Origin of the sequence: uncultured Oscillibacter sp. (assembly GCF_910584465.1) — a bacterium.
GTDB lineage: Bacteria > Bacillota > Clostridia > Oscillospirales > Oscillospiraceae > Oscillibacter.
This window is the reverse complement of record NZ_CAJUBK010000035.1, coordinates 1-26,554: the sequence shown is the minus strand read 5'-3', so window position 1 is coordinate 26,554 and position 26,554 is coordinate 1. Positions and strand designations below refer to the sequence as shown.

Genomic DNA, 26,554 nt, shown 5'->3' with positions numbered 1-26,554 from the left:
CGTCCTTGACGGAGACGCCCCGGGCCAGGCCGTTCATATAGTTGATGGACGTGAGGATGTCGTCCACGATGATGTGCTTGGGGACCAGCTTATCCTTGTTCAAGGCGATCTGGTCGATCAGCTCCTCCCCGCTGTACTGGCCCAGCAGCTCCTGGAGCACGCTGAACCGGACCCGCTCCTTGATCTTGCAGGTCTCGAAGGGGTCGAAGTCCACGTAGCGGCTCATGTCGCACATGCCGTTGGAGGTCACCCGCAGGGGCGCACCGTCCACGTCGATGGTGACGTCGCTGACGCCCACGGCGTCCAGCTCCCGCGCGTCCTCCTTGGTCAGGAGGTAGCCCTCGTCGAAGAGGATCTCGCCGGTGGCGGGGTCCGCCACCGGGTAGACCAGCTTATGCCCGGTGATCCGCTGCCACAAAGACAGCTTCTTATTGAACTTGTACCGGCCCACCACGGACAGGTCGTACCGCCGGGGATCGAAGAACAGCCCCGTCACCAGGGTCTCGGACGCCTCCACCGTGGGGGGCTCGCCGGGACGGAGGCGGCGGTAGATCTCCAGCATGGCGTCCTCGTAGTTCTTGCAGGGGTCCTTCTCCAGGGTGGCGACGATGCGCGGATCGTCGCCGAAGCGGTCCAGGATCTCCTGGTCCGTCTTCAGCCCGATGGCCCGGAGGAGGCAGGTGACGGGGATCTTCCGGTTCTTGTCGATGCGGACCCAAAAGAGCTCGTTGGCGTCGGTCTCATACTCCAGCCAGGCGCCCCGCTGGGGGATGACCTGGGAGGTGAGGATGGGCAGGTCGGTCTTGAGGTCGACCTCGTGGCCGTAGTACACGCCGGGGGAGCGGACGATCTGGGAGACGACGACGCGCTCCGCGCCGTTGACGATGAAGGTGCCGGAGTGGGTCATCAGGGGGAAGTCGCCCATGAAGATCTCCTGCTCCTTGATCTCCTCGGTCTCCTTGTTGCGCAGGCGGACCTTGACCTTGAGGGGCGCGGCGTAGTTGGCGTCCCGGGCCTTGCACTCCTCCACGTCGTACTTGGGCTTCTCGTCCATCTTGTAGTCGATGAAGGTCAGCTCCAGGTTGCCCTGGTAGTCGGAGATCGCGCCCACGTCGGCGAAGACCTCCCGCAGGCCGGTGTCCAGGAACTCCTGATAGGAGTTCTTCTGGATCTCCAGCAGGTTCGGCATGGAGACGACTTCCTCATACCGGGCGAAGTTCTTGCGAAGGGTCTTACCGTAGTACTTGTCTTTTGCCATCTTCACATTCACCTTTCTTCCGCCCCCGCCTGTGGCGGCAGGAGAGGCAAATTGGCCGCCCTCAGGCGGCGGAGTCCGCGACACGCCGGGCGCTGTTGTTAAAAACCCTTCGCCCCGCTCTTGCATCCTTCTGGGAAATGTGCTATACTCGATTCAAGGTCTGGAAGCGGATGCTGGCATCCGTTGCCGATAAGTGCCTTATTTTACCACGCTCTCCCCCCTTTGTCAAGGGAAGGATGGGCGTTTTTTGCGTTTTCCCTGACTTTCCAGCGGTCAAACGGACGTCCCCGACAAGCGGAGGCCCCGCCGATGAAGTCCCCCCTTCTTTTCGATACTCTAAAAAGGCCCCGCCGCTCTGAGAGCGGCGGGGCCTTCCATACTACAGTCGGACGAGATCTTACTTGTTGTCCACGGAGAACATATAGGCGATGAGCTCCACCATCTTGTTGGCGTAGCCGCACTCGTTGTCGTACCAGGACACGACCTTCACGAAGTTGTCGGTCAGGGACAGGCCGGCCTTCTTGTCGAAGATGGAGGTGCGGGGATCGCCCAGGAAGTCGCTGGAAACGACGTCCTCGTCGGTATAGCCCAGGACACCCTTCAGCTCGCCCTCGGAAGCGTCCTTCATGGCCTTGCAGATGTCCTCATAGGAAGCGGGCTTCTCCAGACGGACGGTCAGGTCGACCACGGACACGTCCAGGGTGGGGACGCGCATGGAGATGCCGGTCAGCTTGCCGTTGAGCTCGGGGATGACCTTGCCCACGGCCTTGGCGGCGCCGGTGGAGGAGGGGATGATGTTGCCGGTGGCGGCACGGCCGCCGCGCCAGTCCTTCATGGAGGGGCCGTCCAGCAGCTTCTGGGTGGGGGTGACGGAGTGGACGGTGGTCATCAGGCCCTCGACGATGCCGAACTTATCATTCAGCACCTTGGCGATGGGGGAGAGGCAGTTGGTGGTGCAGGAAGCGTTGGAGACATAGGTCATGTCGGAGGTATACTTCTCGTTGTTGACGCCCATGACGAACATCGGGGTGTCGTCCTTGGAGGGGGCGCCCATGACGACGTGCTTGGCGCCGGCTTCGATGTGGCCCTTGCACAGATCCTTGCTCAGGTGCTTGCCGGTGCACTCGCAGATATACTCGGCGCCGACGGAGGCCCAGGGGATGTCCTTGACGTCCATAGCGGTGAAGATCTTGAAGGACTTGCCGTTGATGATCAGGGAGTCGTCGGTGTAGCCGATCTCGCCGTTGAAGCGGCCATGCACGCTGTCATACTTCAGCATGTAAGCCATATACTCGGGGTTCATGAAGGGATCGTTGACGGCGACGACCTCGACATCGTCGCGGCCCAGGGCGGCGCGGAAGACAACGCGGCCGATACGGCCAAAACCATTGATACCGATCTTCGCTTTCATAATACAGAAACTCCTTTCGATACTTGGGCACAAATTTGTGCCGGAATGCCGTATAAAAGATTGCGTAAACGATTTGTTTGAAGATTTTCCAGTAGCTATACTATCACAACGTGAAGTTTTTGGCAATCATCATTTCAAACAACAATTCTCAAAGGCCATTGTGAATTTTTGATAATAAAGCATCCGGTCCCCAAGTCTGGCGGAAAATCGACAGAGGCCCTCCCGGAAAAGGGTCCCCAAAAAGCCGGGGATCATGCACGCGAAGCCCTGCGCCCCGGCGTTTTCCCGCCTCTCTCCCGCCGCCGGGAGGGCCCGCGGGGCCCCCTCTCCCGCTCCCGGGGGATGCCGGGACGCGCCCCGGTTGACAGCGGCGGTCCCGGGCCCTATAATACCATCATCATCACCGCTAAGGAGGCCCTGATATGCCCGCTGTGAAAGCCGCCGCCCGCAAGCGCATCCTCCTCATCGGCACCGGAGGCACCATCGCCTCGGAGGTGACGGAGGGCGGCCTGGCCCCGGAGCTGACCACGGCGCAGCTGCTGCGCCACGTCCCCGCCATCTCCGGCATCTGCGCCGCGGACTGCGTCCAGCTCCTGAACCTGGACAGCACCAACATCGGCCCCGATCACTGGCTGCGGATGGCCCGGTGCATCCGGGAGCGCTATGCGCAGTACGACGGCTTCGTCCTCACCCACGGCACGGACACCATGGCCTATACGGCGGCGGCCCTCAGCTACCTCATCCAGGGCAGTCCCAAGCCCATCGTCCTCACCGGGGCCCAGAGGCCCATCGGCTTCGACTCCACGGACTCCAAGCAGAACCTGATGGACGCCTTCCGCTGTGCCGCGGAGGACCTGCCGGGGGTATCCATCGTCTTCGACGGCAAGGTCATCCCCGGCACCCGCGCGAAGAAGACCCGCTCCAAGAGCTTCCAGGCGTTCTCCAGCATCAACTACCCCTATCTCGGCATCCTCCGGGACGGGGTGCTCCTGCGCTATATCCGCCAGGAGTGCGGCGAGGCCCCGGTGTTCTATGACCGGCTGGACACGAAGGTGGCCCTCCTGAAGCTGCTCCCCGGCATGGGGCGGGAGGCGGCGGACTTCCTGCTGGCGCGGAACGACGGCCTCATCATCGAGAGCTTCGGCGTAGGGGGCCTGCCGGAGTCCGGCGGCTTTTACCACTGCGTGGAGGAGGCCCTGGCGTCAGGGAAGACCGTCGTCATCACCACCCAGGTGGAGAACGAAGGCAGCGACGTGGGCGTCTATCACGTGGGGCACGCCCTGAAGAACCGGCTGGGGGTCCTGGAGGCCTATGACATGACCACGGAGGCCGTGGCGGCGAAGCTGATGTGGATCCTGGGCCGGACCCGGGAGCGGAGCGAGGTGGAGCGCCTCTTCTACACGCCGGTGGCGAAGGACATCCTCTGGCCGGCGGAGTGACGTCCGGCCCCGGATCCTTTGCACACGGCGCGGGCTTTTTGACGACGCCCTCTCGTGCCGCCTCCGGGGCCCCGGCCGCCGGCGGCGATCTTGGACGGGGCGGCAAAAAATCCCCGCTTCCTTTTTCCGCTCGTTTGTGATATGATCGATACGTATGAAGCGTCCCCTGCCGGGGACGAGAAAGGAGGCCCGGCCATGCCCGCAGCGCCTTGGCGGGAGACGGCGGTCCTCTCCCGCATCCGCTCCGCCGCCAGCCGGGGGGCCTTGTCCCACGCCCTGCTCCTCACCGGCCCCGGAGACCGGCTCGCCGCCGCCCGGTCCGCCGCCGCCGCCTTCCAGTGCACCGGCCCGGAACGGGACCGCCCCTGCGGCGCCTGCCCTGCCTGCCGGAAGGTCCGGGAGGGCATCCACCCCGACGTCATCACCGTCCGGGACACGGAGCACAAGACCATCGCCGTGGAGGTCATCCGGGACATCCGGAAGGACGCCTACATCCGCCCCAACGAGGGGGCCCGGAAGGTCTACCTCTTCCCGGACTGCGCCCTGCTGACGGAGGCGGACCAGAACGTCCTTTTGAAGCTGGTGGAAGAGGGCCCGCCCTATGCCGCGTTCCTCTTCTGCGCCGAGAACCCGGCGGCGGTGCTCCAGACCCTGCGCTCCCGCTGCATAGAGCTGCGGCTCCATCCCGCCTCCGGGACCGCCCCCGCGGAGGACGGGGACGGCGAGGCCCTCTGCCGCACCATCCTGAAAAAGGAGCCGGGCGCCGCAGCAGAGCTGGCGGTCCGGCTGGAGAGGAAGAAGCTCAGCCGGGAGGCCCTGGCCGCCCTGCTGGAGCGGAGCGGGGCCCTGTTCTCCGAGGCCCTGGTCCTCCTCTACGGCGGGACCGTGGAGGAACGGGACCGGGAGCTCGCCGGGCTCATCGGAGGACGCTTGACAAAAACGCAGATCGTGCGCATGATAGAGCTATTGAAGGAATACCGTCGAGAGTGCGGCTATAACGTCGGCCCCGGGCATGTGCTGGGGGCCCTGGCCGCGGAATTGGAGGAGATCTTTTGACCGAAGTTATCAGCGTCCGCTTTCGCGGCGGGAGCAAGACCTATTTTTTCGACCCCAAGGGCATCCAGGTCCGCACGGGGGAGAACGTGATCGTCCAGACCGCCCAGGGCCTGGAGTTCGCCGCATGCACCCAGGGGAACCATGAGGTGGCCGACGAGGCCATCGTCAAGCCCCTCAGCGCCATCGTCCGCAAGGCCACGGAGAACGACTTCCGGGTCGTGGAGTACAACCGGAAGCGGGAACGGGAGGCGTTCGGCATCTGCGAGGGCAAGATCGCCGACCACGGCCTGGAGATGAAGCTGGTCAGCGTCTCCGTGGGCTTCGACAGCAACAAGATCGTGTTCTACTTCACCGCCGACGGGCGGGTGGACTTCCGGGAGCTGGTCCGGGATCTGGCCTCCGTCTTCCGGGCCCGCATCGAGCTGCGGCAGATCGGCGTCCGGGACGAGGCGAAGATGATCGGGGGCCTCGGCATCTGCGGCCGGCCCTTCTGCTGCGCCCAGTTCCTGGACGGGTTCATGCCCGTGTCCATCAAGATGGCCAAGACCCAGAACCTGAGCCTGAACCCCACCAAGATCTCCGGCACCTGCGGGCGGCTGATGTGCTGCCTCAAGTACGAGCAGAACGCCTATGAGGACGCCGCCAAGCGGATGCCGAAGGTGGAGTCCTTCGTCCAGACCCCCGACGGCCCCGGCAACGTGAAGAGCGTGGAGCTCCTGCGGGAGCTGGTGAAGGTCAGCCTGGACAGCGGGCCGGAGAACCTGAAGACCTATCACAGCTGCGAGATCAAGATCCTCCGCAACGGCAAGGGGAGCCGGGAGGGCATCGAGATCCCGGAGCGCACCGTCCGCTTCGTGGAGGAGAAGGAGGAAGAGGAGCTGATCCAGCCCGTGTTCTCCACCTCCTACTACACGGACGACCATCTGGCGGACGCCCCCCGCCGGGAGAAGATGGGCATGGAGGGCGGCGACACCGGGAAGCCCCGCCACCGCCACCGGGGAGGCCGCCGGAAGAGCGGCCCCCGTCCCGAGGGGCAGCCCCCCGCCTCCCAGCAGCCGCCCAAAAAGCAGGGCCAGCCCCCCCGCCCGCCCAAGCAGCGCCAGGACCGCCCGGAGGGCCAGCGGGAAGACCGTCCCGCCGGGGAGAACAAGCGCCGCCGCCCGCCCTACCGCAATGGCGGCAGGCGCTGGAACAAGGGCGGGGACGCGCCGAAACCTTAAAAGCAGGCAAACGCGGCGGCGAAGTTGGTACTTCGCCGCCGCCAGGCCGTCGAAAACGTCTTTTCGACAGCCTGGCAAGTTTTCAGAACTTTTTTGAAAGTCCTGAAAACTTTTTTTATTGAAAACGAAAGGGACCCTTCCTGGGTCCCTCTCGTAACTCTCTTCCTTCCCGTCGATGTAGTCCCCTCTGCTTTTTCGACAAGCTGCGCGGCGGCGAAGTACCAACTTCGCCGCCGCTTCATCATGGATATCCGTCCCGGGGCCGTCCGATCCCCTCAGGCCCGGGCGTCCAGCCCGCCGCCGATGGAGGTCAGGAACTTTTGCCAATCGTTGACGTACTTCTGATAGGCGGAGCACTGGGGCCTGAGCGTCTGCCCGGACTGGGCCAGCATCTGATCGATCTTGATCTCCCAGGCGGTGAGCTTCCGGTCCGCCGGATCCTGGTAGAACTCTTCCCAATAGCTCCTGCTGGAGTTCCCCCAGCGCAGCACCTTGGGATCTCTGGCGGAGGCCCGGGCCGTCAGCTCCTGCCCGGCGGAGGCTCCCGCCCGGATGGCCTGGGCGGCGTCGCCGCTGCGCTGGAAGGCGCTCATGACGGCCTGATAGACCCCGTCGAAGATGCTCCGGTCCACCGGGGCGAAGGTGCCCCTGGGCTCCCCCGGCAGGCGGGTGCGCTCACTCTCGGCCAGGGACCGGTCCAGCGCGTCCAGGATGTTCTGGTGCCCCTGGGCCCGGCTCCCCCGGAGCAGGGCCGCCATGTCCTTGCTCACCAGCCCCTTTTGGATCAGCGCCTCGGCCTTCATGTCGATCAGGGACACGTTGAGGGCCTGCACGGCCTCGCTCCGCCCCCAGGAGGAAGCGCCGGAGAGCTCCGCCCGGTACTCCTGGGCGATCTGCCCGGCGGCAGTCAGGTCCTGGACCGAGTATTTGGCCCCGCTCTGCCCCGCCGTACGCTCCCCCCGAAGCTGAGCGGCAAGGTATGCGTCGTGGTTTTTCAGCCACACGCCGTCGGGCCCGGACTGGGCGATGGACTCGTGGACCCTCCCCAGGGCGCCGCGATAGGCGTCCTCCTTCTCGGCGAGGAGGACGGAAAAGCTGTCCCGGATCTCCTGGGCGTCCTGGTCGGACACGCCCAGGTCCTCCTGCAAAAGCTTGGTATAGCCGTCGATCAGCCCGTCCTTCCCGGCCTGATAGACCTCCTCCAGCTTCGCCAGCTGGGCGGCCAGCTCGTCGCCGCTGTAGTTGCGCTCCAGCTTATCCTGCACCGACACATAGCGGGAGGCCATGTAGTCCAACCCGTCCTCCAGCTCCTCCGGCGTGGTGGTCTTGAAGCCCGAGAACTCCCGGGTCAATACGCTCCAGTTCACGGAGCCGTCCAGCCCGTCCTTCCGCAGGCCCTGGATGTAATCGGCGATGACCTCTTCCTTGGTGGGCCCGCCGCCCTGGATGCCCAGGTCCCATCGGGCCTGGATGCGCCAGTTCTCCAGGAACTCCCTGGACTTCTCCGGGTCGTCCAGGTCCTTGAGGTTGAAGGTCTGGGTCTCCTGTTTCCAGAGGCTGTCCGCCGCGTCCCAGACGGAGTAATCCTCCCGGTAGCCCTGGCGGGCGGCGAAGTCATAGCTCTTCAGCGTCGAGATCCCGGAGATGTCCGTGCCGGGAGCCGTGCTGGAGCCCCCCGTCCCGGCGGCGGCCTGGGTCAGGGGCCCCTTGGGCGCTTCGGAGATCATGTTTTTCGCAATGGGGATGCTCGACAAATAGTTGTTGACGTCCATAGCTGTTCCCTCCATGATGGATAGATCCTCTTATTATCCCTATCGGCAGAATCTGCCAAAAATTAAGTGGGCGCGGAAAGCGGCGGCGAAGTACGAACTTCGCCGCCGCTTGGGCTGGTGAACGATCTTCCGCCGCTCCGGGCGCTCACACGGAGAACAGCAGCTCGGAATACACCGGGAAGGGCCACGCCTCGGCGGAGGTCAGCTCCTCCAGCTTGTCGGCGGTCTCCCTGGCGGCGGTCATGTCGGGGATCAGCACGTCGTGGCAGTAGCGCATGGCGGCCTCGGGGTCGGAGGGGACCGCGGCCATATCGGCCTCCAGCTTGACGCAGCCGTCCATCAGCGTGTCCGTCAGGGCGGAGAGCTTCTGGGACGCCGCCGTCTCATACCGGCTGGAGCATCCGGTCTCCTTCTTCTTGAACGCCCGCTCGCAAAGGTCCGCGGCGTACTTCGACACGGCGGGGAGGATCTCGTGGCGGATCATGTCGATCATGGTCCTGGCCTCGATGGAGAGGACGGTGGAGTAGTTCTCCACATGGATCTCATACCGGGCCCGGACCTCCTCCTCGGTGTAGATGCCGTGCTTGACGAAGAGGTCGATGTTCTTGGGCTGGACATAGGCGGGCAGGGCGTCGGCGGTGGACTTGAGGTTGCTCAGGCCCCGGCGCTCGGCCTCGGCGATCCAGTTCCCGTCATAGCCGTTGCCGTTGAAGATGATGCGCTGATGCTCGGTGAAGGCCCGGCGGATCAGCTTCTGGAGGTCGCCCTGGAAGTCGGAGGAGGGCTCCAGCTCGTCGGCGAACTGCTTGAGCTCCTCCGCCATGATGGTGTTCAGGGCGATGTTCGGCCCGGAGATGGACTGGGAGGAGCCCAGCATCCGGAACTCGAACTTGTTCCCGGTGAAGGCCATGGGGGAGGTGCGGTTGCGGTCGGTGGTGTCCTGCCGGATGGCGGGCAGCACGTCCACGCCGATCTCCAGGGTCTTCTTGCTGGTGTCCGTGTACTCCGTCCCCTGGACGATGGACTCCACCACGGCGTTCAGCTCGTCGCCCAGGAAGATGGACAGGACGGCGGGGGGCGCCTCCTGTGCGCCCAGGCGGTGGTCGTTGCCCGCGCTGGCGACGGTGGTGCGGAGGAAGTCCTGATAGTCGTCCACGCCCTTGACGAAGGCCGCCAGGAACAGGAGGAACCGGGCGTTCTGGCTGGGCGTGGAGCCGGGCTTGAAGAGGTTCTTGCCGGTGTCGGTGCTCAGGGACCAGTTGTCGTGCTTGCCGGAACCGTTCACGCCGGCGAAGGGCTTCTCATGGAGCAGGCACACCAGCCCGTGGCGCTCCGCCACCTTTTTCATGATCTCCATGACCAGCTGGTTGTGGTCGCAGGCGGTGTTGGCGTCGGTATAGATGGGGGCCATCTCGTGCTGGGAGGGGGCCACCTCGTTGTGCTTCGTCTTGGAGGTCACGCCCAGGGCCCACAGGGTCTCGTCCAGGTCCTTCATGTAGGCGGCGACCCGGGGCTTGATCGCGCCGTAGTAGTGGTCGTCCAGCTCCTGGCCCCGGGGGGGCTTCGCGCCGAAGAGGGTCCGGCCCGTCATGCGCAGGTCCCTGCGCCTGTTATAAAGCGCCTTGTCCACCAGGAAGTACTCCTGCTCGGGGCCCACCTGGGCGGTGACCCGGCGGGTCTCGGTGTCGCCGAAGAGGCGCAGGATGCGGATGGCCTGGCGGCTGACCTCCTCCATGGACTTCAGCAGGGGGGTCTTCTTGTCCAGCGCATGGCCGGAGTAAGAGCAGAAGATGGTGGGGATGCACAAGGACCCCTCCTTCAAGAACGCGAAGGACGTGGGATCCCAGGCGGTGTAGCCCCGGGCCTCGAAGGTGGCGCGGAGCCCGCCGGAGGGGAAGGAGGAGGCGTCCGGCTCGCCGCGGACCAGCTCCTTGCCGGAGAACTCCATCATGATCCGCCCGCCGCCGGTGGGGGAGATGAAGCCGTCGTGCTTCTCCGCGGTGACGCCGGTCATGGGCTGGAACCAATGGGTGAAGTGGGTGGCGCCCCGCTCCACGGCCCACTGCTTCATGGCCTCGGCGATCTCGTTGGCGGTGGAGATGTCCAAGGAAGTGCCCTCGGTGACGCATTTCTTCCACGCGCCATAGGAGGCGGGGGACAGGCGGTCCTTCATGGTCTCCTCGTTGAAGACCATGCTGCCGAAGAGCTCAGGGAGCTGTAAGGTGGTACTCATATCGTCTTCCTCCTTGATTTCTGACTCTATCGTAACATAAAACGATGCAAACACAATTGGTAATACTTCTAAACTTCCGCCCCCCGAGAGGCCCGTTCATTGTCCGCTGGCGCCGTAGTTGCTGAGGACCCTGGCGGAGGGATCGTCGACGTCGCAGCCCTCCCACTCCTTGTTGGGCATCCAGAAGTCCCGGATCATCCCGGCCTGGCCGGGGTAGTACTTCTCGAAGATCTCCCGGTACAGCAGGCTCTCCTTCGTGAAGGGCGCGGCGTAGGCGTACGTTTTCCGCAGGGCCTCGAACTCCCCGTCGCTGTACTTCTCCTCGGCATAGGCTTTCAGATCGTCCACCATGGAATGCCCCACCGCGTCGGAGAAGGCGGCCTTCTGCCGCCAGAGGATGTCCTCGGGGAGCAGGCGGTCCTTCTCGAAGGCATGGCGCAGCAGGTATTTGCCCATACCGTAGGTGTTGCGCTTCAGGCGGGGGTCCAGGGCCATGACGTATTTCACGAAGTCCAAGTCGCCGAAGGGCACCCGCGCCTCCAGGGAGTTGACGGAGATGCAGCGGTCCGCCCGGAGCACGTCGTACATATAGAGCTCGTCGACCCGCTTCTTGGCCTCGTCCTGGAACGCCTGGTCGCTGGGGGCGAAGTCCGTGTACTTATAGCCGAAGAGCTCGTCGGAGATCTCCCCGGTCAGCAGCACCCGGATGTCCGTCCGCTCGTGGATGGCCTTGCAGCAAAGGTACATGCCCATGCTGGCCCGGATGGTGGTGATGTCCCAGGTGCCCAGCATGGCGATGACCTCCTCCAGGGACTGGAGGACCTGTTCCCGGGTCATGAAGACCTCGGTATGGTCCGCGCCGATGTAGTCCGCTACCTCCCTGGCATACTTGAGGTCGATCGCGTCCTTGTCCATGCCGATGGCGAAGGTCCGGATCTCCTTCCCCAGCACCAGGGCGCTGATGGCGCAGACCAGGCTGGAGTCCAGCCCGCCGGAGAGCAGGAACCCCAAAGGCGCGTCGGCATCCAGCCGCTTGTCCACGCCCGCGATGAGCTTATCCCGGATCTTCCTGCAGGCCGTCTCCAAATCGTCCTGGATGTAGGCATCCACGCTCGTCAGGTCCGCGTAGCGGACGAACTCCCCTCCGGCGTAGTAATGCCCCGGCGGGAAGGGCCGGATCTCCCCGCAGAGCCCCACCAGGTTCTTCGCCTCGCTGGCGAAGACGATGCCGCCCGACCGGTCGTACCCGTAGAACAGGGGCCGGATGCCGATGGGATCCCTGGCGGCGATGAGCTCCCCGGTCTCCCCGTCGTAGATGATCAGCGCGAACTCCGCGTCCAGCCCGGCGAACATCCCCAGCCCCTGCTCCCGGTACAGGGGGAGCAGGATCTCGCAGTCGCTCCCGCTCCGGAAGCGGTAGCCCTTTTCCTGGAGCCGCCTCTTGAGGGGCCGGAACCCGTAGATCTCGCCGTTGCACACCAGCCAGTCCTCCCCCAGATGGAAGGGCTGCATCCCCTCCGGGGTCAGGCCCATAATCGCCAGCCGGTGGAAGCACAGCCAGCCGCCGGGGGTCTCGACGATCCTGGACTCGTCCGGTCCCCGTGACGCCGTCCGGTCGAAGAAGGGGCGGAGCTCCTCCTTCCCCACGGCCTTTTTTTCAAATCCCATGATCGAACACATAGCAGCGACCTCCGAATCGAATCTGTCTTAAAAACAAAAACGCAGCTATCTCCTAAAACATTAGGACGAATAGCTGCTATCCGCGGTGCCACCTAATTTACCTCCCCCTGCCGGGAGACGGTCACCTCCAAGGCTCCAACAAGCCCGTGTGAGGTAACGATCACAACTCGCCGTGCTTACTGCCGGGGGGAGGGAGAGTCCCCCCCGGGTTCAGCTTGGGGCTTCGGAGTGTTCTTCGCGCGGCTTCCTGGTACGGGGTTCCCACTGTCCCCCGCTCACTGGACCGGAGCGTCCGCGGTACTTTTCTCCATCATCGCCTTTCACCTTATCGCTTTGTTGTATCGAAGTCTACACGACGGACGGAGGAAAGTCAATGACGAGATCCACAAGATCCGCAGGCCCCGAGACATATTATTTCTACATAGTTGTATGATGTCTTTCTCCCGCATACAAATCATACAACGTATGACTGCGTGAGCCGCGTCACGCCTCCATGTGCCGCCCCAGGAACGCGGCGATGGTCTGGGCCAGCTTGTACTCCGCGTCCCCGGTGGCCGCGCCGGGCGTGGATCCCACGAAGAGCACCATGCCCAGCAGGTCGCCCTCCGAGAGGATGGGCGCGGCCACGTTGGTGACCAGCTTGTCCGTGCCGTCGCAGACGGGGATCGGGCTGCCCTCGCCGCTGTACTGATAGATGCGGCGGCTCTCCATGATCTGCTCCAGTTCGGAGGTGATGCGCTTGCCCAGCAGCTCCCGCTTGCCGCCGCCGGCCACGGAGATCACGGTGTCCCGGTCCGTCACGGCGCAGATGCTGCCGGTGGACCGGCTCATGGTCTCGCAGAGCTGCCCGGCGAAATCCTCCACGCCGCCCAGCAGCGAATATTTCTTGAAGATGACCTCCCCATCCCGGCTGGTGTAGATCTCCAAGGGGTCGCCCTCGCGGATCCTCATGGTGCGGCGGATCTCCTTAGGGATGACCACCCGGCCGAGATCGTCGATCCGCCGCACGATTCCAGTTGCCTTCATATCCAAAACTCCTTTGAAAGTGATGATCTGTATGTCACTCTGGCAAAAGCTAGTATCTACTGTTTTCCCCTCCTTATCCGGCTGCGGCGCTGGTTATGTCTGGAGATCCGCAACGAAACGCGCCTTTTCAAAATCGGGGCGGCCCTTGCCTTGCGCCGGCATTTATGCTAAACTGAAGGGACTGAACGACTTTTCAAAGGAGGCGCCGCGAACATGCGCATCGACTATCATAAAAGCTACAGCTCCCTCCTGGGCCGCGACATGGAATACAAAGTCTACGGCCACGGAGGCAAGCCCGCCCTGGTCTTCCCCTGCCAGAACGGCCGCTTTTTCGACTGGGAGGGCTTCGGTATGCTGGAGACCCTGGGAGACTACCTGGAGTCCGGGGAGCTCCAGCTCTTCACCGCGGACACCATCGACCGCGAGACCGTCTCCCAGGTCGAGGGGGACCCCTATCACCGGGTCCGGCGGCACGAGGCATGGGTGAACTACCTCACCGACGAGCTGGTCCCCCAGATCCGGGAGATCAACGGCACCGGGCAGGCCCTGCTCTCCACCGGGTTCTCCATGGGGGCCTATCACGCCGGGAACCTCTTCTTCCGCCGGCCGGATATCTTCGATTCCGTCATCGCTCTCTCCGGCGTATACGATACCCATGACATGTACAACGGCTATATGGACGAGGTGGTCTACATCAACGACCCCTGTGCCAGCATCTCCGGGATGCCGCCGGATCATCCTTATATCCAGCTCTACAACCAGCGGAAGATCATGATCTGCGTGGGCCAGGGGGCGTGGGAGGGGCCGCTCCTCGCGGGCACCCGCCGTCTGGACGCCGTGCTCAAGAGCAAGGGGATCGGCGCCTGGGTGGATTACTGGGGCTTCGACGTGGACCACGACTGGCCCTGGTGGAAGAAGCAGATACGCTATTTCCTCCCCAACGTCCTCTGAACGAGCGCGCAAAAAGGGACCGCCTGTCGAAAAGACGTCTTCGACAGGCGGGACAAGTCCCCGGGACTTCGGAAAGTCCCGGGGACTTTTTGATCTGAATGGTGCAGGCGGCCCCTCCCGGGTCTCCCGCACACCCCCTCCTCCCCCTCATCCAAGTCTCCCGCGTCCCCTGGGAACCGGAAGGGACCGCCTGGCGGCGGTCCCTCCCTCATATCCTCTAAACGCTCACTCGCCCATGGGCGCGCCGCACTGGGGGCAGAACTTGCTGTCGGACTCCGCACCGCAGATGGGGCACTTCTTCCCGGCGGGGGCCTCGTCCTCGGCCTCCCCGGCGGCGGGCTCCTCCCGCACGGGCTTGCTGGCTTCCAGCTCGGCGATCTTGGCCTTGGAGGCGTTGACGGCTTCCACAGCCTCCCGCACCGCGTCGGGGATCTCGCCCTCGTACTCGCTGACGAACCACTCGCCGATCGCGCGGAAGTTCTTGTCGATCTCCTTCTGCTCCCCGGCGATGGCGACGTTGATCTTCACCAGGTCGGCCGCATCCTTGGTCCGGTCGGCGGCCTTGTTGGCCATATCCTTTGCCTTGCGGGTCAGTTCATCGAAATTGAACGCCATATCGTTGTTCCCCTTTCATATTTTGGACCTGCGTGCAGGCTCCAGGTCCCGTCGCTTCGTGGACTACAGCATCCAGTATAACGTATCCACTTTTGAAACGCAACAGGATTTCCCAATGTTTACAGTTCCTTTTCATTCCGGCGCGCCGGCGCGGCTCAGCGCTCCTGCTCCGCCTTGCGCACGGCGCCGCTCACCGCGTCGATCTCGTAGTCGTACTCGACCCCGTCCGCCGTGAACTCGATCTCATAGACCCAAACGCCGTCATCCTCGTCCAGCTCTCCCCGGAGGTAGCCGGCGTCTCCCGCCCGAACCCCGGCGTGGGCCAGGGCGGCGGCCTGCGCGGCGCTCTCGCCGATGAGGGCGGGCCCTTCGCCGCCGGAGGGCCGGGGAGCGCTCCCGCCTCCCCACTCCTGCCCAGCCTTGCGCACGGCCCCGGTGTCGGCCTCGATCTCGTAGTCGTACTCGATCCCGCCCGCGCGGAACTCGATCTCATATATCCGGACGCCGTCGTCCCAGTCCAGCTCGGCCTCGACGGCGGAAACGTCCTCCCCGGCGACTCCGGCGTGGGCGAACGCCGCGGCCTTCGCGGCCTCCTCGCCGGTCCCGGCCCCGGTGTCCGCCGGGACCGAGGCCCCCGCCGGGGCCTCCTCCGGGGCGGGGCCTCCGGATCCCGCCGGGTCCCCGCTCCCGGGGGCGGGCACATAGACGCTCCGCAGGATGTCCGCCTCGCCCTCCAGGACCTCCCCGGTATAGGCGTCGATCTTATATTCGAAATCTCCCAGCGTGATATGGTGCAGCTCCACCTCGTAACAGGCGGGCGTCTCGTCCAGCTCCGGGTCCACGTCCCAGGTGACGGCGTCCGCCTCCAGGGTGCCGGCATGCTCTTCCGCGGCCTGCGCGGCGGCAGAGGAGCCGATCGGCATCCCCGGCGCCCCGGCGGTCCAGAGCTGTTCCAGCTCCTCTGTGCTCAAGGCCGACAGCTCCTCGGCGGAGAGGGTGTCGTTCCGGTCCCGGACGGCCTCGATCAGGGCGCTTTTGCCGGGAGAGGGCCCGGCGTCCGGGGAGCCGGCCGGCCCTACGGCCTGCGCGTCCTGCGTGGAGGCCCGGCCGGCCGCGTCCGCGGTGCCGGAGCGGACGAGCTGCCAAGCCCGGAGGCCCAGTACCAGCACCAGCAGGGCCAGGGTGGCGATGATCAGCCAGCGGATCATGCGTTTTTCGATCGTCTCGTGTTTCTGAGAGTCCATGGGACCCACCGTCCTTCCCTCAAGGTATCTCCCTATATTATAGCGGAGGCCGGGGAAAAAGTCCAGGGCCCCATGGATTTAGGATTGACACCGCCTTGAAAAACGGGTAGAATGGATACGCTGTTTTGGACACGCCCTTGTAGCTCAGCAGGATAGAGCGACCGCCTCCTAAGCGGAAGCAGGAGCGTTTCCCCAAAACCGTATATCAAGCGCATACAAGTGAATAGGCCCCGATAGCTCAGATGGATAGAGCGGTCGCCTCCTAAGCGACAGGCCGCTGGTTCGAATCCAGTTCGGGGTGCCAAAAACGCCGGATATAGCGAAATATCCGGCGTTTTTATAACTTTTTTCGGGCGATTGTGCCTACAAACTCATTTCTCTTTTTATTCATTCGCTCTGAATACTTTGCCTACAAATTCTCAGCGTTTTGGGACTGAAAATTGCTATTTTTCCTACACTTGCCTACATTTAACTGTTTTTAACCCTTCATTTCCGCTCCCCGTTGGCCTCTTTCAGCAATTCAGTCAATAGCTCCGGGTGCTGCCGTATCAACTGCTTTAGGAGGTCTACGGTGGCGCTGTCGGCCTCCGCTGGCTTCTGGTCGGCTCCTACCTTAGAGAAAAATCCACTGTCCATCTCCTGCGCAATCAGCTTGCGGTCAGCGTCAAAACCGTGGGCGTAGGTATCTGTGACCATACGAGCTTCGGCATGGCCTGTGTCGCCTTGGACAGCCTTGATTTTTGTCCATAGTGACCTCCTCTCGAAATGTTAGCATTATCCGGGGAAAACGGGGCAGGACGTGTAAAGGTACGCCCCGCCCCAAAAGCGGCCCCGGAAAGCCTTGAAAACAGTGGGGTTTTATACCCCCAAATGCTCACGCCTCACCCCCGGTATTTCCGCATATATCCCCGCTGTTTTTTCTGCCTTGCGGCCTTGGAGCAAGCCTCGGAGCAGTAGCGCCGCCGCCCGTCCGGGAGAAAGGGCCGCCCGCAGATGGGGCAAGGCCGGGTTTCCGGGGCGGGCCCCTCGGTATTGAGGGCGGCCTCCAGCACCGGGTTCAGCGGCAGGACGGCCTCCCGGAAGTAGCGGCAGTAAGCACCCGTCCAGCACTTCCCCAGCATATGGCACTCGCAGTCCAAAGGCAAGCATCCCATTTCCCGGTCATAGTTGGCGCACCATTTTGTGACAAGGGAGCGGATGGCCGCCTTTTCCTCACGGGTCAGCTCGCGCAAAAGCATCACCTCCCGCCCGGCCTGCCCAAAAGGGACTGAAAACAGGAGCCGCAGCGGATGCCCCGCCAGTAGGGACAGCCACGGCACCGGGAGCCCTCGGGGGGCTTATCCGGGCGCGGGGCCTGGGGCCGGGGGCGGCGTTTCATTTCCCGTTCCAAAGGGTTCGCTGTGAAATTCATTCGCCGCCCTCCGTTTCTTCCCCGTCCTCATCCCACGGGGGGAGGTCGTCATATTCACCGCCGCCATAGTCCTCGCCGTATTCCTCCGCCTCGTCAAAGTCCCCGCCGGGCCCGGCGGCCTGCTGTTTCGGGCGGTATATCTTGAAGTACCACCCGGCCCCGCCGCCGAGGGCCAGCACCACCAGCACCAACAGGAGCGTCCCCGCCCCGCCGGATTTTTCCGGTTCTGGCTCGGGCTCCGGCTCGGCGGGAGGTTCCGGCTCGGGCTCCGGGAGCGGCTCGGGAACGGCCTCCGGGGAGGGCTCCGCAAGGGCCATCAGGTCGGCCACGGTGACGGCGTTCAGGAAGTACACATTTTCCGTCTCCCGCTGGCGGTCAATCACCAGATAGAACACGGACTCGTCCGCCGCCATGATGGTGAAAAATTCTTTGCCGTCCTGGTCGGTGGCGTTATCCACCATCGTCCCCTGGCCGTCCGGGTTGAACGGGTTGGGCTCCGGCTCCGGGGTGGCCGGGGGCTCGGTGGGCTCCACGGGGTCAAGCCCCTCCCACGAAGTCCCGCCCGTACCGTCCTCCCACTCCTCGCCGCCCCCGGCGTAGGCCGTGGTCGTAATGCCGCACATCAAAAAAGCGGCGCACAGAGCCGCCGCCACTACACGATATTTTTTCATTTTCATTCCGCGTCCTCCTTTTCCGGCCCAGCGGACTTCGGGACATTTTGTCCCAAAGCGTCCCCGGCCTTGATGCGCTGGAGCACCAGCGGGAGCTCCTCAAGGGAAATGCTCATCCTTGCCGAAATACTTGTTCAGTTCAGCGGCGGAAATAATCACCTTGTCTAGGGACATTTTGTCTCGAGGTGGGGACGGGGGCTTGTCCGTGGCCGCCTTATCAGCCTTGGCCGGGCGGCCACGGCGGGCCCCCGGCCCTCCCGGTTCGCCGGGCCCCGCTTTTTCTTCCTTGGGCTTGCGCCCCCGCCTGCCCTTGGGCTTATCCTCCGGGGCGGGCTTTTTTTCTTCGGCGGCCTTGCCCTTTTTATCGGGCTCCTTTTCCCCGGCGGCCTTATCCTCCGTGGCCGGGGTGGGCGGCTGTTCCGGTTCGGGCGGCTCATTCTTTTCCATCTCCGCACGTTCCGCCGCCCGGCGCTCCGCCATCAGCTTTTCAATCTGGTCAGCGGAGACATTCACCTCGCCGGGGGCCCCAGCGGGGGCATCCTGGGCGGGCGTATCCCCGGCGGCCTGCTCGGGAGTGTTCTCCGGGGCCGGGGGCTCCGGCGCGGGAGCGTCCTGGGCGGGCGGTTCCCCGCCAGTCTGCTCGGGAGCGTTTTCCGGGGCCGGGGGCTCCGGGGTGGGAGCACCCTCCGGGCCAGCATCGAACAAGCTGGGCTGGGAATTTTCTTCCTGGCCTGTGTTCAGTTTTTCGTCTGCCATTCGTTACCTCCTTTTTTAATTTCGTGAATGTTGCACAAATCTTGCGCTAAAAGTTTGTTACTATTTTTTCGCCTCCCTCCCGGCTATCCACGCAAAAAAGCCGCCCGTTTTTTCATGCCGGACGGCTTTTTGCGTAATGTGATAGCTCTGATTAAATTTTTTTGTGGGTGTAGGCTCCGAAAAGCCTTGATATTACAGTGTTCCTAATAGGAGCCATTCATACCAAAGGTGTGGCAGACAGCGGAGGTAATGAAGCAGCCGGACGAGGAAGAACTTTGGGATTGGGATGGAGCGGGCGCGGAATTTTCTATTACATAGTTACTCTCATCAATGACCGGCTCACTTTCCAAAAAACTCTGTAAAGATGTACCTGCACTTTCTAAAACATCTGAACTAAACGTTTCCTTATTATCCGGTTTTCCAGCAGCAATGAACAAGAAATAATTCACAAAGAACTCAATTATCTGTGCAATGGTAACATCCCGGGCACCAGTAATATCATCCGAGCATTCGCTCGAACCAAAGCCAATCTCAAATGCTTGGATATCATTGATTCTGAAAGCGGAAAACTGGTATCCAAATCGATTATACCGCCTAGTTATTTTTATAGATGCGATTTCATTTAACGCAAAGCTATATAGTTGCTCATCGGATTGATCTTGCTTTATATAACCCTTTTGATTGGTCAAAAGCATCCCGTTCTTACAATTAATGTTGGAGTTTGGTATCAATATGATTGGAATTTCACCGTCTCTATATGGAGCAAAATATTCTTTTGCTTCTTCTAATGCAGATTTGAAGGTAGAATTGATACTCTCTTTTGTAATAATACGATGGTAACTAAATTTTGCGCTGACAAGTTTCGTGGTATGGTCAATATCTAATGTAAGGGAATCATATACAGTTCTAAAAACAATATTGTTTACTAATTTTTTTGCATAGACCTTGGGGTCGAGGTCTGATGGAAAAGCTGCATAGAACTCAAATTCTTCGAGTTTTTTTAGTATTTTATTTAGCACTCTTGTAATCTGAGGGGTAGAGTCCAACGCCTTTAATGCCTCATATTTTGTGCGCAACTGCTCCAATGTTTTCTCGGGAAGTTTTTTCGCTGCTTCAAAATTTGCTTCATTTTCCGCCTTGCGCTTGGCCTCTTCCTCCGCTTTGGCGGCAGCCTCGGCCTCGGCTTGAAGAATACGCTGTTTTTGGGATTCTAGCTTTGTGATATACTTTTTGACATTGATATCGGAGTAATCCTTCACCAATTCTTGAAAAGCACATATTTTGTTATCAATGTTCTCAATTGTTTTTTCCGGCAGACTTAGAATTGGCTCCAGTAATTCCGCGACAACCTCGCTCTTTTTAATATTGTAGTCTTCCTCAATGCCAAAAAGTCGAACGATTTTTTGAATTTCCCGCTTGTTTGTTTGTGGAATCCTATACAGTATTGTGTAAGCGTCAATGGGGAAATAGGGGTCAAACGGAAGTCCCTGACAAATCAAGTCGATTACGGGTTCATATTCAGAAGTCTGATTTGTGGAAACCAATCTACTCATAATTTCTTCAGCTTTACCAATGGGTTCCAATGCCCTAGCAGTATCAAAAACTGGCACTTCCAAAAGGCCATCGGACGATAGGAGTGTTTCGGTGACGCTCCACATCGTTCTGCACCAGGAATCGAGAGCATCAGAAAGATTTTGAATATGATTACGCTCCTGATAAAATTGATTTTTAAGTTTTTTCAGTTTGGTACGGTCAGAAGAACTGGTTATCGAATCTCCTATTCCTCGTATCATATCTGTACCCAGATTTAAGGCCCCGGCAGTAAAAGCGCCTTTGATTGCTCCACCTATACCGAAGCCGCCCCCCTGCCAGCGCGAACGGTTGGCAAATTTGGCCGCCCGATAAGAACTCATGGCCTCTGCTAAATCCATAAATTGATTGGCGGTTTCGTTGTAGTATTTGAAAACTGAACACAAGTAGGTTTGCAGCTTTTTTACTTGGTCGTGGATCAGGGCCAATAATGGCTCAATTACCACAGTCAGTTTCTCTTTCTGGATGACAGCAGGAATTTGATAGATAAGAGATTTGCCATAGGATGTAGGAGCAATTACCATGGTATCATGTTTGTTCAAAATTGCGTTGATAGGCTTGATTTGGTTCCGTTTCAGTTTGTCGATGTTCAACCGATTCATTGCTTCTTTAACGGATGGTTTGAGTTTCATAGAGAAAACCCCCTAACTGATATTAGCTCCACAATCATGCCGAGCATTATAATCTTGTTAGGTGGGAATCATTTTATTATGTGCTTGTGGTGACGATTTTAATCGTTTCACTCAATTTTTGCTTATTATTAAAATGTTGTGACAACTGCCCTGCTAAGGCGGTTTGTGGTGATATTTGGCGATTAATGTTATTAAAAACAACATTTAGTAAGGGCATATTAGGACACACTAATAGGGCTGCACGTTCATACTAGCGGAAGAATTGTATTGCTATTTGATATACATGGTGGTATAATAGGAACGAAAGGCGGTGTATCAAATGGCAGCGAAAACAGCAAATGTCTTGGCCCGTGTGGAGCCTGACGTGAAAGAACAAGCCGAGGCAATTATGGCGAAACTGGGGGTCCCTGCCTCAACGGTCATCAATATGCTCTACAAACAAATCATTATGACAAGAAGCATCCCGTTTGCTTTATCCGTCCCCAGCGCCCCCATAGCCCGTGACGAAATGGATACAGCAACCTTTAATGCGATGATGGAAGAAGGATTGTCACAGGCCAAAGCTGGACATGGATACTCCTTAGATGAAGCGTTCAATCTGTTGCATAAGGGTGTGTGAAAATGGAGTATGAGGTCAAGATAACTTCATATGCGCTACAGCAGATGCAGGAAATTGTACACCATATATCAGCAACGCTTCAATCACCGGAAAATGCGACACGTTGGCTTGACACGATCAAGGAAGAATTGGCATCCTTGTCCTTTATGCCCGCTAGGATTCCTCTGACAGAGGAAGAACCTTGGCACAGCCAGGGCATACATAAAATGGTTGTGAAAAATTTCCTTGTGTACTTCTGGATTGATACCGATAATCTACGCATTTGGGTTACTGCTGTGGTCTATGGCAGACGTAATCAGCGCCAACAACTAGAACAAATGAGTTCTAATGGGGAACCTAGTAATTAAAATATCGGAGGCAAAAAGATGACATTATTGAACTTAGGCGAGATGAAAGAATTTACAGGTGAATTTAAGTCTTTGAAAGATGGTACTATTGTGCCTGTTGAATTGACACTATTCCCGGAATCACAAAAATCTTTATCGGATGTTCTTCAGAGGAAGCAAGTTACTCGGGACAATCAGCATATATTGATTGACCAATTGATTATTCATGAAACCGGAAAGGCCGTCATTGAAGAAGGACAATATTCTGTTCTTAAATCAGGAAATTCTTACATAATGACGGATGCTCCAAGACATCCTGCAAATTTTATGGCTAAACTTATGACACTGATTCCTCCTAAGAGTGATCCCACGACACACTATGCTTGTGAAGTAATACTAGGAAATATACAGTTAGACCTATCTGGGTGTTCAGCGCAGCCTCTGACTGATGGATATATTTTATACGAGAAAGTCCCTATGATGCTTTATCCGTCGCAAAAATACTCTGCTAAAGCTATCGAATAGGCATGTAAAAGATAGTTGAGTGTGCAGGTTTTTACCTACAAATCTGCCTACAGACAGCCCAACAGCGGCTAAAATCAGCTAAAAATAAAATCGGTCAATTAACAAGCAAAACCCGGCAATCCCTTGCGACAAAAGGGATTGCCGGGTTTTTGCAGGGGGTGCACACAGCGGTCAAAAACCTGTTCGCCTTACTCCTAAGCGGTAGGCCGGAGGTTCGAATCCTCTCAAGGGTGCCAGCTCAGAGATCCCCGCCACCGTTCCGTTTCCGCCTTGCGGCGAAAACTGCACTCTGGTGGGGATCTCTTCGCTTTCCGCCGCGACTCGCTCCGCTGGACTCGCGGCGGAGGGGGACGGGGGATGCGGGACATGCTCTCCGTCGGAAAACTTCGATCTCGACCGCTCATTGCAGCAAAAGGATCCCCACCGCCGCTCCGTTTCCGGCTTCGCCGAAAACTGCGCTCTGGTGGGGATCCCTTCGCTTCCCGCCGCGCCCCGCTCCGAAGGCGCCCCCGGAGCGGCCGCCGTTGGACTGGGATCTGCAGCGCCGGAGTCACCGCGCCTTTGCCAGGCGCTCGACAGCCTCTGCCTCCGTCGCGGTGAAAAAGAAATGCCGCCCCTGGTTGGACTCATAGATGAAGTCCCGGAGGGGCTTGCTGGTATAGCGGGAATAGTCGCCGAAAACGGCGGCCTTCACATGGTAATTGACAAATTTCTGGAGGATCTGCCCCGCCACGCCGGTGCTGAGGATGAAGAAGTCCTCTCCCAGCAGCCGCTTGTCGATGGCGATGCGCTCCGCCCCCGCCTCATATCTCACGGTCATCGCCAGGTCTAACGCATCCTGCGGGGCGGCGATCTCCGCCTGTTCGCCGGAGACCACCGCGATGTCCGTCCCGTCCATGTCCACATATTCGATATTCATAAGATCTCCTCCTTCAAGAAAACTCGCGGTACAGATCCCAGCCGGTCGATAAGGATACCATAAAACAGATCCGTTGTCAAACGGCCGCCCCTTCCCTTTTCCCCCGGATCGTGGTATACTGCCCTTCAGATCCGATCTCACAGCAAGGAGGGACCTCTATGCGGGCCGAAGAACGGCGGCAGGCCATCTTGGAACATCTGCGGCAGTCCAGCCGCCCTGTCAGCGCCGGGTATCTGGCGGAGCGCTTTTCTGTCAGCCGCCAGGTGGTGGTGGGGGACGTGGCCCTGCTCCGCGCCGCCGGGGCGGACATCTCCGCCACGCCCAGGGGCTATGTCATCCTGAAGGCCGGCCGGGGCCTCACCCGGCGGGTGGCCTGCCGGCACGACGCCGCCGGGATGGAGTCGGAGCTCTGTGCCATGGTGGACCAGGGCTGCGCCGTGCTGGACGTAATCGTGGAGCATCCGGTCTACGGCCAGCTCACCGGGCCCCTCCAGCTCTCCAGCCGGTATGACGTGGGCCAGTTCCTCCTCCGCTGCGGCGCGGAGGAGGCCCGGCCCCTCTCGGACCTCACCGGGGGCATCCACCTCCACACCCTCTCCTGTCCCGACGAGGCCGCGTTCCGGCGGGTCCAGGCGGCCCTGCGGGAGCTGGGCGTCCTGCTGGAGGGGTGAGCGATGGGACGGAACGGCACGCGCGACATGACGGTGGGCCCGCCCGCCGGGCACATCCTCTATTTTGCCCTGCCCCTGTTGGCGGGGAGCCTGCTCCAGCAGCTGTACAACATGGTGGACAGCTGGGTCGTGGGCCGCTACGTGGGCGACGGGGCCCTGGCCGCCGTGGGCGTGGGGTTCCCGGTGCTGACCATGTTCTCCTCCCTGTTCATCGGCCTCTCCAGCGGCGGCACCGTGGTCATCGCCCAGTTCTTCGGCGCGGGGAAGATGGACCGGGTCCGGGACGCGGTGGACACCATCTACGCCGCCTTCCTCCTCTCCATCGTCCCCCTGACGGTCCTGGCCCTGCTGGCGGTGGGGCCCATCCTCCGCCTGCTCCAGGTGGAGGCCGCGGCCTATGACGAGGCGTACCTCTATCTGATGGTGGTCTGCGCCGGCCTGATCGGCAGCGTGGGCTACAACCTCAACGCCGGCATCTTGGGGGGCCTGGGGAACAGCCGGAGCACCCTGCTGTTCCTGGCGGTGGCTTCCGGGATGAACATCGTCCTGGACCTGGTGCTGGTCCTCTCCTGTGGGCTGGGGGTCCTGGGCGTGGCCCTGGGGACCATCATCGCGCAGGCCGCCTCCTGGCTCTTCGGCGTGGTCTATATCGGCCTGCGCTATCCGCAGATCTCCCTCCGCCTCCTCCCCCGGAAGTTCGACCGGGCCCTCTTCGGGCAGATCATGGGCATCGGCCTCCCGGCGGGAGTGCAGATGTCCCTGGTGGCCCTGGGGGCCATGGTGGTCATGGGGAAGATCAACACCTACGGCAAGGAGTTCACCGCCGGGTACAACGTGGGCTTCCGGCTGGACCAGCTGGCCTTCCTCCCCATCCAGAGCCTCTCCAGCGCCGTCATCTCCTTCGTGGGCCAGAACATCGGCGCGAAGGAGATGGACCGGGCCCGGCAGGGCATCCGCATCACGGTGCTTTTGTCCGCCGCCTGGGCCGTGCTGATGACGGCGGCGCTGATGCCCTTCAGCGAGCCGCTGGTGGCCTTCTTCTCCGGCACGCCGGAGGTGGTCCACGCCGGGGCGGTGTACCTGCGGTGCATCATGCCCTTCTACGTCATGTTCGCCGTCATGTTCTGCCTGAACAACGCGATGCGGGGCGCGGGGGACAGCGTGTTCCCCATGGTGGACGTGATCTTGTCCTTGATCCTGGTCCGGGTCCCGGCGGTGTACTATCTGGCGGACCGGTTCGGGCCGGACTATATGTATTATGGCTGCGCCGTGGGCTGGACCGTGGGCCTGGCGCTGTCCGTGGGCTGGTATCTCTCGGGCCGGTGGAAGCGGCACGGGAGCCTGGCGGACGAGGGGGAGGGCGGCGCCCCCGGCCTGTGAGCCCGCCCGGCAAACGTGCGGGCACAAGGCGGGACCTCCCATCCGGGAAGTTTTTAAGCCCCTGCGAACGGCCCGGACCCCCTGAATGCTCGCTCCGCCCGGCGCCCGCTCCGAAGAGCGGGCGCCCTTTCATGCCAGCCAGACGTTCGCCAGGAGGAACAGCAGGCAGGTATGGGCGGGATAGAAACCATAGAAGAACCACTTCCAGCTCCGGCCCCTCTCCCCGTTATACCGCAGGATCAGCGGCAGGGCCAGGATCATCATCCACTGCACCGCCTGTCCGTAAAGCGATGCTTCCAGGCTGAACTGGTAAACGCAGAAAATGAGATACACGGCGCACAGCGCGTCCCGGCGGTCCCGGAAGAAGTAGAACGCTGCCCCCAGGGCGATGAACTCGAAGCCGAACTCGTTCACCGCCAGGTTCGGGATCAGCCCGGTCAGCACATCGCCGCTGAGGCCCCGGAGCCCCGGCACGAGACCGGGGAGCAGCCGGCAGGCGGCCTGGGAGAGCGCCAGGCCCCCCAGGAGGAGCGCCCCCTTCCTCCGGTCCCGCGGATACTGCTCGATGATGCTGATCAGCAGCCCGGTCAGCAGCAGCGGCACGAAGATGTTGTGGTTCCCGTACCCGCCCTCCGTCGGGAAGCGGGCGTCCAGCGCCAGCCCCAGGGCCGTCATGAAAAGGCTCATGGCGTAGAGGCGGAGCAGGTAGCGCTTCCGGCTCCGGGTGTGGGCGTAGCTCTCCGTCATGCAGAACAGGAACAGCGGGTAGGCCCCCCGGCCCAAAAACCGCAGCCAGACCGGCGCGCCCTCGAAGTACAGGCCGATGTGGTCCAGGAGCATCAGCACGGCGGCGGTCATCTTCAATGCGAAAGCGCTCATAGCTCTCCTCCTTTCGATCTGCTCATATCACGAGACAGCGCCGTCCATTTCTTCACCGCCCGAAATTCCCGGCCCCATCCTGTGGATCGCGCTTGTATTTTCCCTCCAGTTTCGGTATAATGTACTATCAGTCACTACCGGCGCCCTTCCATCCGGGGCCGCCGTTTTAAAGGAGAAAGACCATGGACAAGAAAAAATTCTATATCACCACGCCGATCTACTACCCCTCGGACAAGCTCCACATCGGCCACACCTACTGCACCGTGGCCA

At 61.1% G+C, this 26,554-nt stretch carries 22 protein-coding genes, 1 tRNA gene and 2 pseudogenes; 10 read left to right on the top strand and 15 right to left on the bottom strand.

Annotation, left to right across the window (positions count from 1 at the left end):
• A pseudogene (locus tag QZ332_RS09110) lies at nt 1-1,258 on the bottom strand (DNA-directed RNA polymerase subunit beta); the annotation flags it as partial.
• Between the two features lie 397 nt (nt 1,259-1,655).
• Nucleotides 1,656-2,669, bottom strand: coding sequence for a type I glyceraldehyde-3-phosphate dehydrogenase (gap, locus tag QZ332_RS09105; protein ID WP_295764546.1), 1,014 nt, complete (start codon nt 2,667-2,669; stop codon nt 1,656-1,658).
• 422 nt (nt 2,670-3,091) lie between these two features.
• Between gap and QZ332_RS09100 the strand changes: the two genes are divergently transcribed.
• From QZ332_RS09100 to QZ332_RS09090, 3 genes and pseudogenes are all read left to right on the top strand, one after another.
• The gene (locus QZ332_RS09100; RefSeq protein WP_295764544.1) at nt 3,092-4,108 is read left to right on the top strand and encodes an asparaginase; all 1,017 of its coding nucleotides are present in this window, start codon (nt 3,092-3,094) and stop codon (nt 4,106-4,108) included.
• Nucleotides 4,109-4,303: 195 nt separating this feature from the next.
• Nucleotides 4,304-5,164 carry a DNA polymerase III subunit delta' gene (locus QZ332_RS09095; protein WP_295764542.1) on the top strand — a complete coding sequence of 287 codons (861 nt, stop codon included), beginning with the start codon at nt 4,304-4,306 and terminating at the stop codon, nt 5,162-5,164.
• A pseudogene (locus tag QZ332_RS09090) lies at nt 5,161-6,039 on the top strand (stage 0 sporulation family protein); the annotation flags it as partial. The gene QZ332_RS09095 and the pseudogene QZ332_RS09090, both read left to right, overlap by 4 nt.
• Nucleotides 6,040-6,659: 620 nt before the next feature.
• On the opposite strand, the gene QZ332_RS09085 reads toward QZ332_RS09090, so the two are convergent.
• The 4 genes from QZ332_RS09085 to QZ332_RS09070 form a co-directional block, all read right to left on the bottom strand.
• Entirely contained in the window at nt 6,660-8,156 is a 1,497-nt protein-coding gene (locus QZ332_RS09085) for a hypothetical protein (protein WP_295764539.1), read from the bottom strand.
• 145 nt (nt 8,157-8,301) lie between these two features.
• The gene (locus QZ332_RS09080) at nt 8,302-10,389 is read right to left on the bottom strand and encodes a glutamine synthetase III (protein ID WP_295764537.1); all 2,088 of its coding nucleotides are present in this window, start codon (nt 10,387-10,389) and stop codon (nt 8,302-8,304) included.
• 96 nt (nt 10,390-10,485) lie between these two features.
• Nucleotides 10,486-12,069 (bottom strand): asparagine synthase B, encoded by a 1,584-nt coding sequence (gene asnB / locus QZ332_RS09075; protein ID WP_295764535.1) that lies wholly within the window; start codon nt 12,067-12,069, stop codon nt 10,486-10,488.
• Nucleotides 12,070-12,552: 483 nt separating this feature from the next.
• Nucleotides 12,553-13,095 carry a stage V sporulation T C-terminal domain-containing protein gene (locus tag QZ332_RS09070; RefSeq protein ID WP_295764533.1) on the bottom strand — a complete coding sequence of 181 codons (543 nt, stop codon included), beginning with the start codon at nt 13,093-13,095 and terminating at the stop codon, nt 12,553-12,555.
• Between the two features lie 213 nt (nt 13,096-13,308).
• On the opposite strand from QZ332_RS09070, the gene QZ332_RS09065 reads away from it, so the two are divergent.
• Nucleotides 13,309-14,046 (top strand): esterase family protein, encoded by a 738-nt coding sequence (locus tag QZ332_RS09065; RefSeq protein ID WP_295764531.1) that lies wholly within the window; start codon nt 13,309-13,311, stop codon nt 14,044-14,046.
• 225 nt (nt 14,047-14,271) lie between these two features.
• Here QZ332_RS09065 and QZ332_RS09060 read toward each other — a convergent pair whose 3' ends face one another.
• The gene (locus tag QZ332_RS09060; protein ID WP_295764530.1) at nt 14,272-14,661 is read right to left on the bottom strand and encodes a zinc ribbon domain-containing protein; all 390 of its coding nucleotides are present in this window, start codon (nt 14,659-14,661) and stop codon (nt 14,272-14,274) included.
• Between the two features lie 155 nt (nt 14,662-14,816).
• Nucleotides 14,817-15,905, bottom strand: coding sequence for a PepSY domain-containing protein (locus QZ332_RS09055; RefSeq protein WP_295764528.1), 1,089 nt, complete (start codon nt 15,903-15,905; stop codon nt 14,817-14,819).
• Between the two features lie 227 nt (nt 15,906-16,132).
• On the opposite strand from QZ332_RS09055, the gene QZ332_RS09050 reads away from it, so the two are divergent.
• Nucleotides 16,133-16,209 (top strand) — tRNA-Arg (locus QZ332_RS09050).
• Nucleotides 16,210-16,391: 182 nt separating this feature from the next.
• On the opposite strand, the gene QZ332_RS09045 is transcribed toward QZ332_RS09050, so the two are convergent.
• The 5 genes from QZ332_RS09045 to QZ332_RS09025 form a co-directional block, all read right to left on the bottom strand.
• Nucleotides 16,392-16,601: a hypothetical protein gene (locus QZ332_RS09045; RefSeq protein WP_295764526.1), complete on the bottom strand. Its 210-nt coding sequence runs from the start codon at nt 16,599-16,601 to the stop codon at nt 16,392-16,394.
• Nucleotides 16,602-16,786: 185 nt separating this feature from the next.
• Nucleotides 16,787-17,143, bottom strand: a complete 357-nt coding sequence (locus tag QZ332_RS09040) for a cysteine-rich VLP protein (protein WP_295764524.1) — start codon at nt 17,141-17,143, stop codon at nt 16,787-16,789.
• A gap of 169 nt (nt 17,144-17,312) precedes the next feature.
• Nucleotides 17,313-17,993, bottom strand: coding sequence for a CD1107 family mobile element protein (locus tag QZ332_RS09035; protein ID WP_295764523.1), 681 nt, complete (start codon nt 17,991-17,993; stop codon nt 17,313-17,315).
• A gap of 93 nt (nt 17,994-18,086) precedes the next feature.
• The gene (locus QZ332_RS09030; protein ID WP_295764521.1) at nt 18,087-18,743 is read right to left on the bottom strand and encodes a hypothetical protein; all 657 of its coding nucleotides are present in this window, start codon (nt 18,741-18,743) and stop codon (nt 18,087-18,089) included.
• A gap of 203 nt (nt 18,744-18,946) precedes the next feature.
• Nucleotides 18,947-20,965 (bottom strand): DEAD/DEAH box helicase, encoded by a 2,019-nt coding sequence (locus QZ332_RS09025; RefSeq protein ID WP_295764519.1) that lies wholly within the window; start codon nt 20,963-20,965, stop codon nt 18,947-18,949.
• A gap of 319 nt (nt 20,966-21,284) precedes the next feature.
• On the opposite strand from QZ332_RS09025, the gene QZ332_RS09020 reads away from it, so the two are divergent.
• Genes QZ332_RS09020 through QZ332_RS09010 form a run of 3 tightly spaced genes read left to right on the top strand, consistent with a single transcriptional unit; the run spans nt 21,285 to nt 22,435 of the window.
• Nucleotides 21,285-21,584, top strand: a complete 300-nt coding sequence (locus QZ332_RS09020; protein ID WP_295764517.1) for a type II toxin-antitoxin system RelB/DinJ family antitoxin — start codon at nt 21,285-21,287, stop codon at nt 21,582-21,584.
• Between the two features lie 2 nt (nt 21,585-21,586).
• Nucleotides 21,587-21,931, top strand: a complete 345-nt coding sequence (locus tag QZ332_RS09015; RefSeq protein WP_295764548.1) for a type II toxin-antitoxin system RelE/ParE family toxin — start codon at nt 21,587-21,589, stop codon at nt 21,929-21,931.
• A gap of 18 nt (nt 21,932-21,949) precedes the next feature.
• Nucleotides 21,950-22,435, top strand: a complete 486-nt coding sequence (locus tag QZ332_RS09010) for a hypothetical protein (protein ID WP_295764516.1) — start codon at nt 21,950-21,952, stop codon at nt 22,433-22,435.
• 550 nt (nt 22,436-22,985) lie between these two features.
• Here the strand turns inward: QZ332_RS09010 and QZ332_RS09005 are convergent.
• Nucleotides 22,986-23,354, bottom strand: a complete 369-nt coding sequence (locus tag QZ332_RS09005; protein ID WP_295764514.1) for a DUF4180 domain-containing protein — start codon at nt 23,352-23,354, stop codon at nt 22,986-22,988.
• A 158-nt stretch (nt 23,355-23,512) separates the two neighbouring features.
• On the opposite strand from QZ332_RS09005, the gene QZ332_RS09000 reads away from it, so the two are divergent.
• Nucleotides 23,513-24,025, top strand: a complete 513-nt coding sequence (locus tag QZ332_RS09000; RefSeq protein ID WP_295764512.1) for a transcription repressor NadR — start codon at nt 23,513-23,515, stop codon at nt 24,023-24,025.
• A 3-nt stretch (nt 24,026-24,028) separates the two neighbouring features.
• Nucleotides 24,029-25,405 (top strand): MATE family efflux transporter, encoded by a 1,377-nt coding sequence (locus QZ332_RS08995; RefSeq protein ID WP_295764510.1) that lies wholly within the window; start codon nt 24,029-24,031, stop codon nt 25,403-25,405.
• Between the two features lie 129 nt (nt 25,406-25,534).
• On the opposite strand, the gene QZ332_RS08990 is transcribed toward QZ332_RS08995, so the two are convergent.
• Nucleotides 25,535-26,284 carry a TraX family protein gene (locus tag QZ332_RS08990; protein ID WP_295764508.1) on the bottom strand — a complete coding sequence of 250 codons (750 nt, stop codon included), beginning with the start codon at nt 26,282-26,284 and terminating at the stop codon, nt 25,535-25,537.
• Nucleotides 26,285-26,554 lie beyond the last annotated feature (270 nt).

Bases quoted from the DNA above. Each gene is read 5' to 3' on its own strand.
- QZ332_RS09040 (WP_295764524.1), bottom strand. From the start codon at position 17,143: ATGCTTTTGCGCGAGCTGACCCGTGAGGAAAAGGCGGCCATCCGCTCC.
- QZ332_RS09010 (WP_295764516.1), top strand. From the start codon at position 21,950: ATGACATTATTGAACTTAGGCGAGATGAAAGAATTTACAGGTGAATTT.
- gap (WP_295764546.1), bottom strand. From the start codon at position 2,669: ATGAAAGCGAAGATCGGTATCAATGGTTTTGGCCGTATCGGCCGCGTT.
- QZ332_RS09070 (WP_295764533.1), bottom strand. From the start codon at position 13,095: ATGAAGGCAACTGGAATCGTGCGGCGGATCGACGATCTCGGCCGGGTG.
- QZ332_RS08990 (WP_295764508.1), bottom strand. From the start codon at position 26,284: ATGAGCGCTTTCGCATTGAAGATGACCGCCGCCGTGCTGATGCTCCTG.
- QZ332_RS09015 (WP_295764548.1), top strand. From the start codon at position 21,587: ATGGAGTATGAGGTCAAGATAACTTCATATGCGCTACAGCAGATGCAG.
- QZ332_RS09065 (WP_295764531.1), top strand. From the start codon at position 13,309: ATGCGCATCGACTATCATAAAAGCTACAGCTCCCTCCTGGGCCGCGAC.
- QZ332_RS09005 (WP_295764514.1), bottom strand. From the start codon at position 23,354: ATGAATATCGAATATGTGGACATGGACGGGACGGACATCGCGGTGGTC.
- asnB (WP_295764535.1), bottom strand. From the start codon at position 12,069: ATGTGTTCGATCATGGGATTTGAAAAAAAGGCCGTGGGGAAGGAGGAG.
- QZ332_RS09025 (WP_295764519.1), bottom strand. From the start codon at position 20,965: ATGAAACTCAAACCATCCGTTAAAGAAGCAATGAATCGGTTGAACATC.
- QZ332_RS09100 (WP_295764544.1), top strand. From the start codon at position 3,092: ATGCCCGCTGTGAAAGCCGCCGCCCGCAAGCGCATCCTCCTCATCGGC.
- QZ332_RS09055 (WP_295764528.1), bottom strand. From the start codon at position 15,905: ATGGACTCTCAGAAACACGAGACGATCGAAAAACGCATGATCCGCTGG.
- QZ332_RS09045 (WP_295764526.1), bottom strand. From the start codon at position 16,601: ATGGTCACAGATACCTACGCCCACGGTTTTGACGCTGACCGCAAGCTG.
- QZ332_RS09060 (WP_295764530.1), bottom strand. From the start codon at position 14,661: ATGGCGTTCAATTTCGATGAACTGACCCGCAAGGCAAAGGATATGGCC.
- QZ332_RS09095 (WP_295764542.1), top strand. From the start codon at position 4,304: ATGCCCGCAGCGCCTTGGCGGGAGACGGCGGTCCTCTCCCGCATCCGC.
- QZ332_RS09035 (WP_295764523.1), bottom strand. From the start codon at position 17,993: ATGAAAATGAAAAAATATCGTGTAGTGGCGGCGGCTCTGTGCGCCGCT.
- QZ332_RS09020 (WP_295764517.1), top strand. From the start codon at position 21,285: ATGGCAGCGAAAACAGCAAATGTCTTGGCCCGTGTGGAGCCTGACGTG.
- QZ332_RS08995 (WP_295764510.1), top strand. From the start codon at position 24,029: ATGGGACGGAACGGCACGCGCGACATGACGGTGGGCCCGCCCGCCGGG.
- QZ332_RS09085 (WP_295764539.1), bottom strand. From the start codon at position 8,156: ATGGACGTCAACAACTATTTGTCGAGCATCCCCATTGCGAAAAACATG.
- QZ332_RS09080 (WP_295764537.1), bottom strand. From the start codon at position 10,389: ATGAGTACCACCTTACAGCTCCCTGAGCTCTTCGGCAGCATGGTCTTC.
- QZ332_RS09030 (WP_295764521.1), bottom strand. From the start codon at position 18,743: ATGGCAGACGAAAAACTGAACACAGGCCAGGAAGAAAATTCCCAGCCC.
- QZ332_RS09000 (WP_295764512.1), top strand. From the start codon at position 23,513: ATGCGGGCCGAAGAACGGCGGCAGGCCATCTTGGAACATCTGCGGCAG.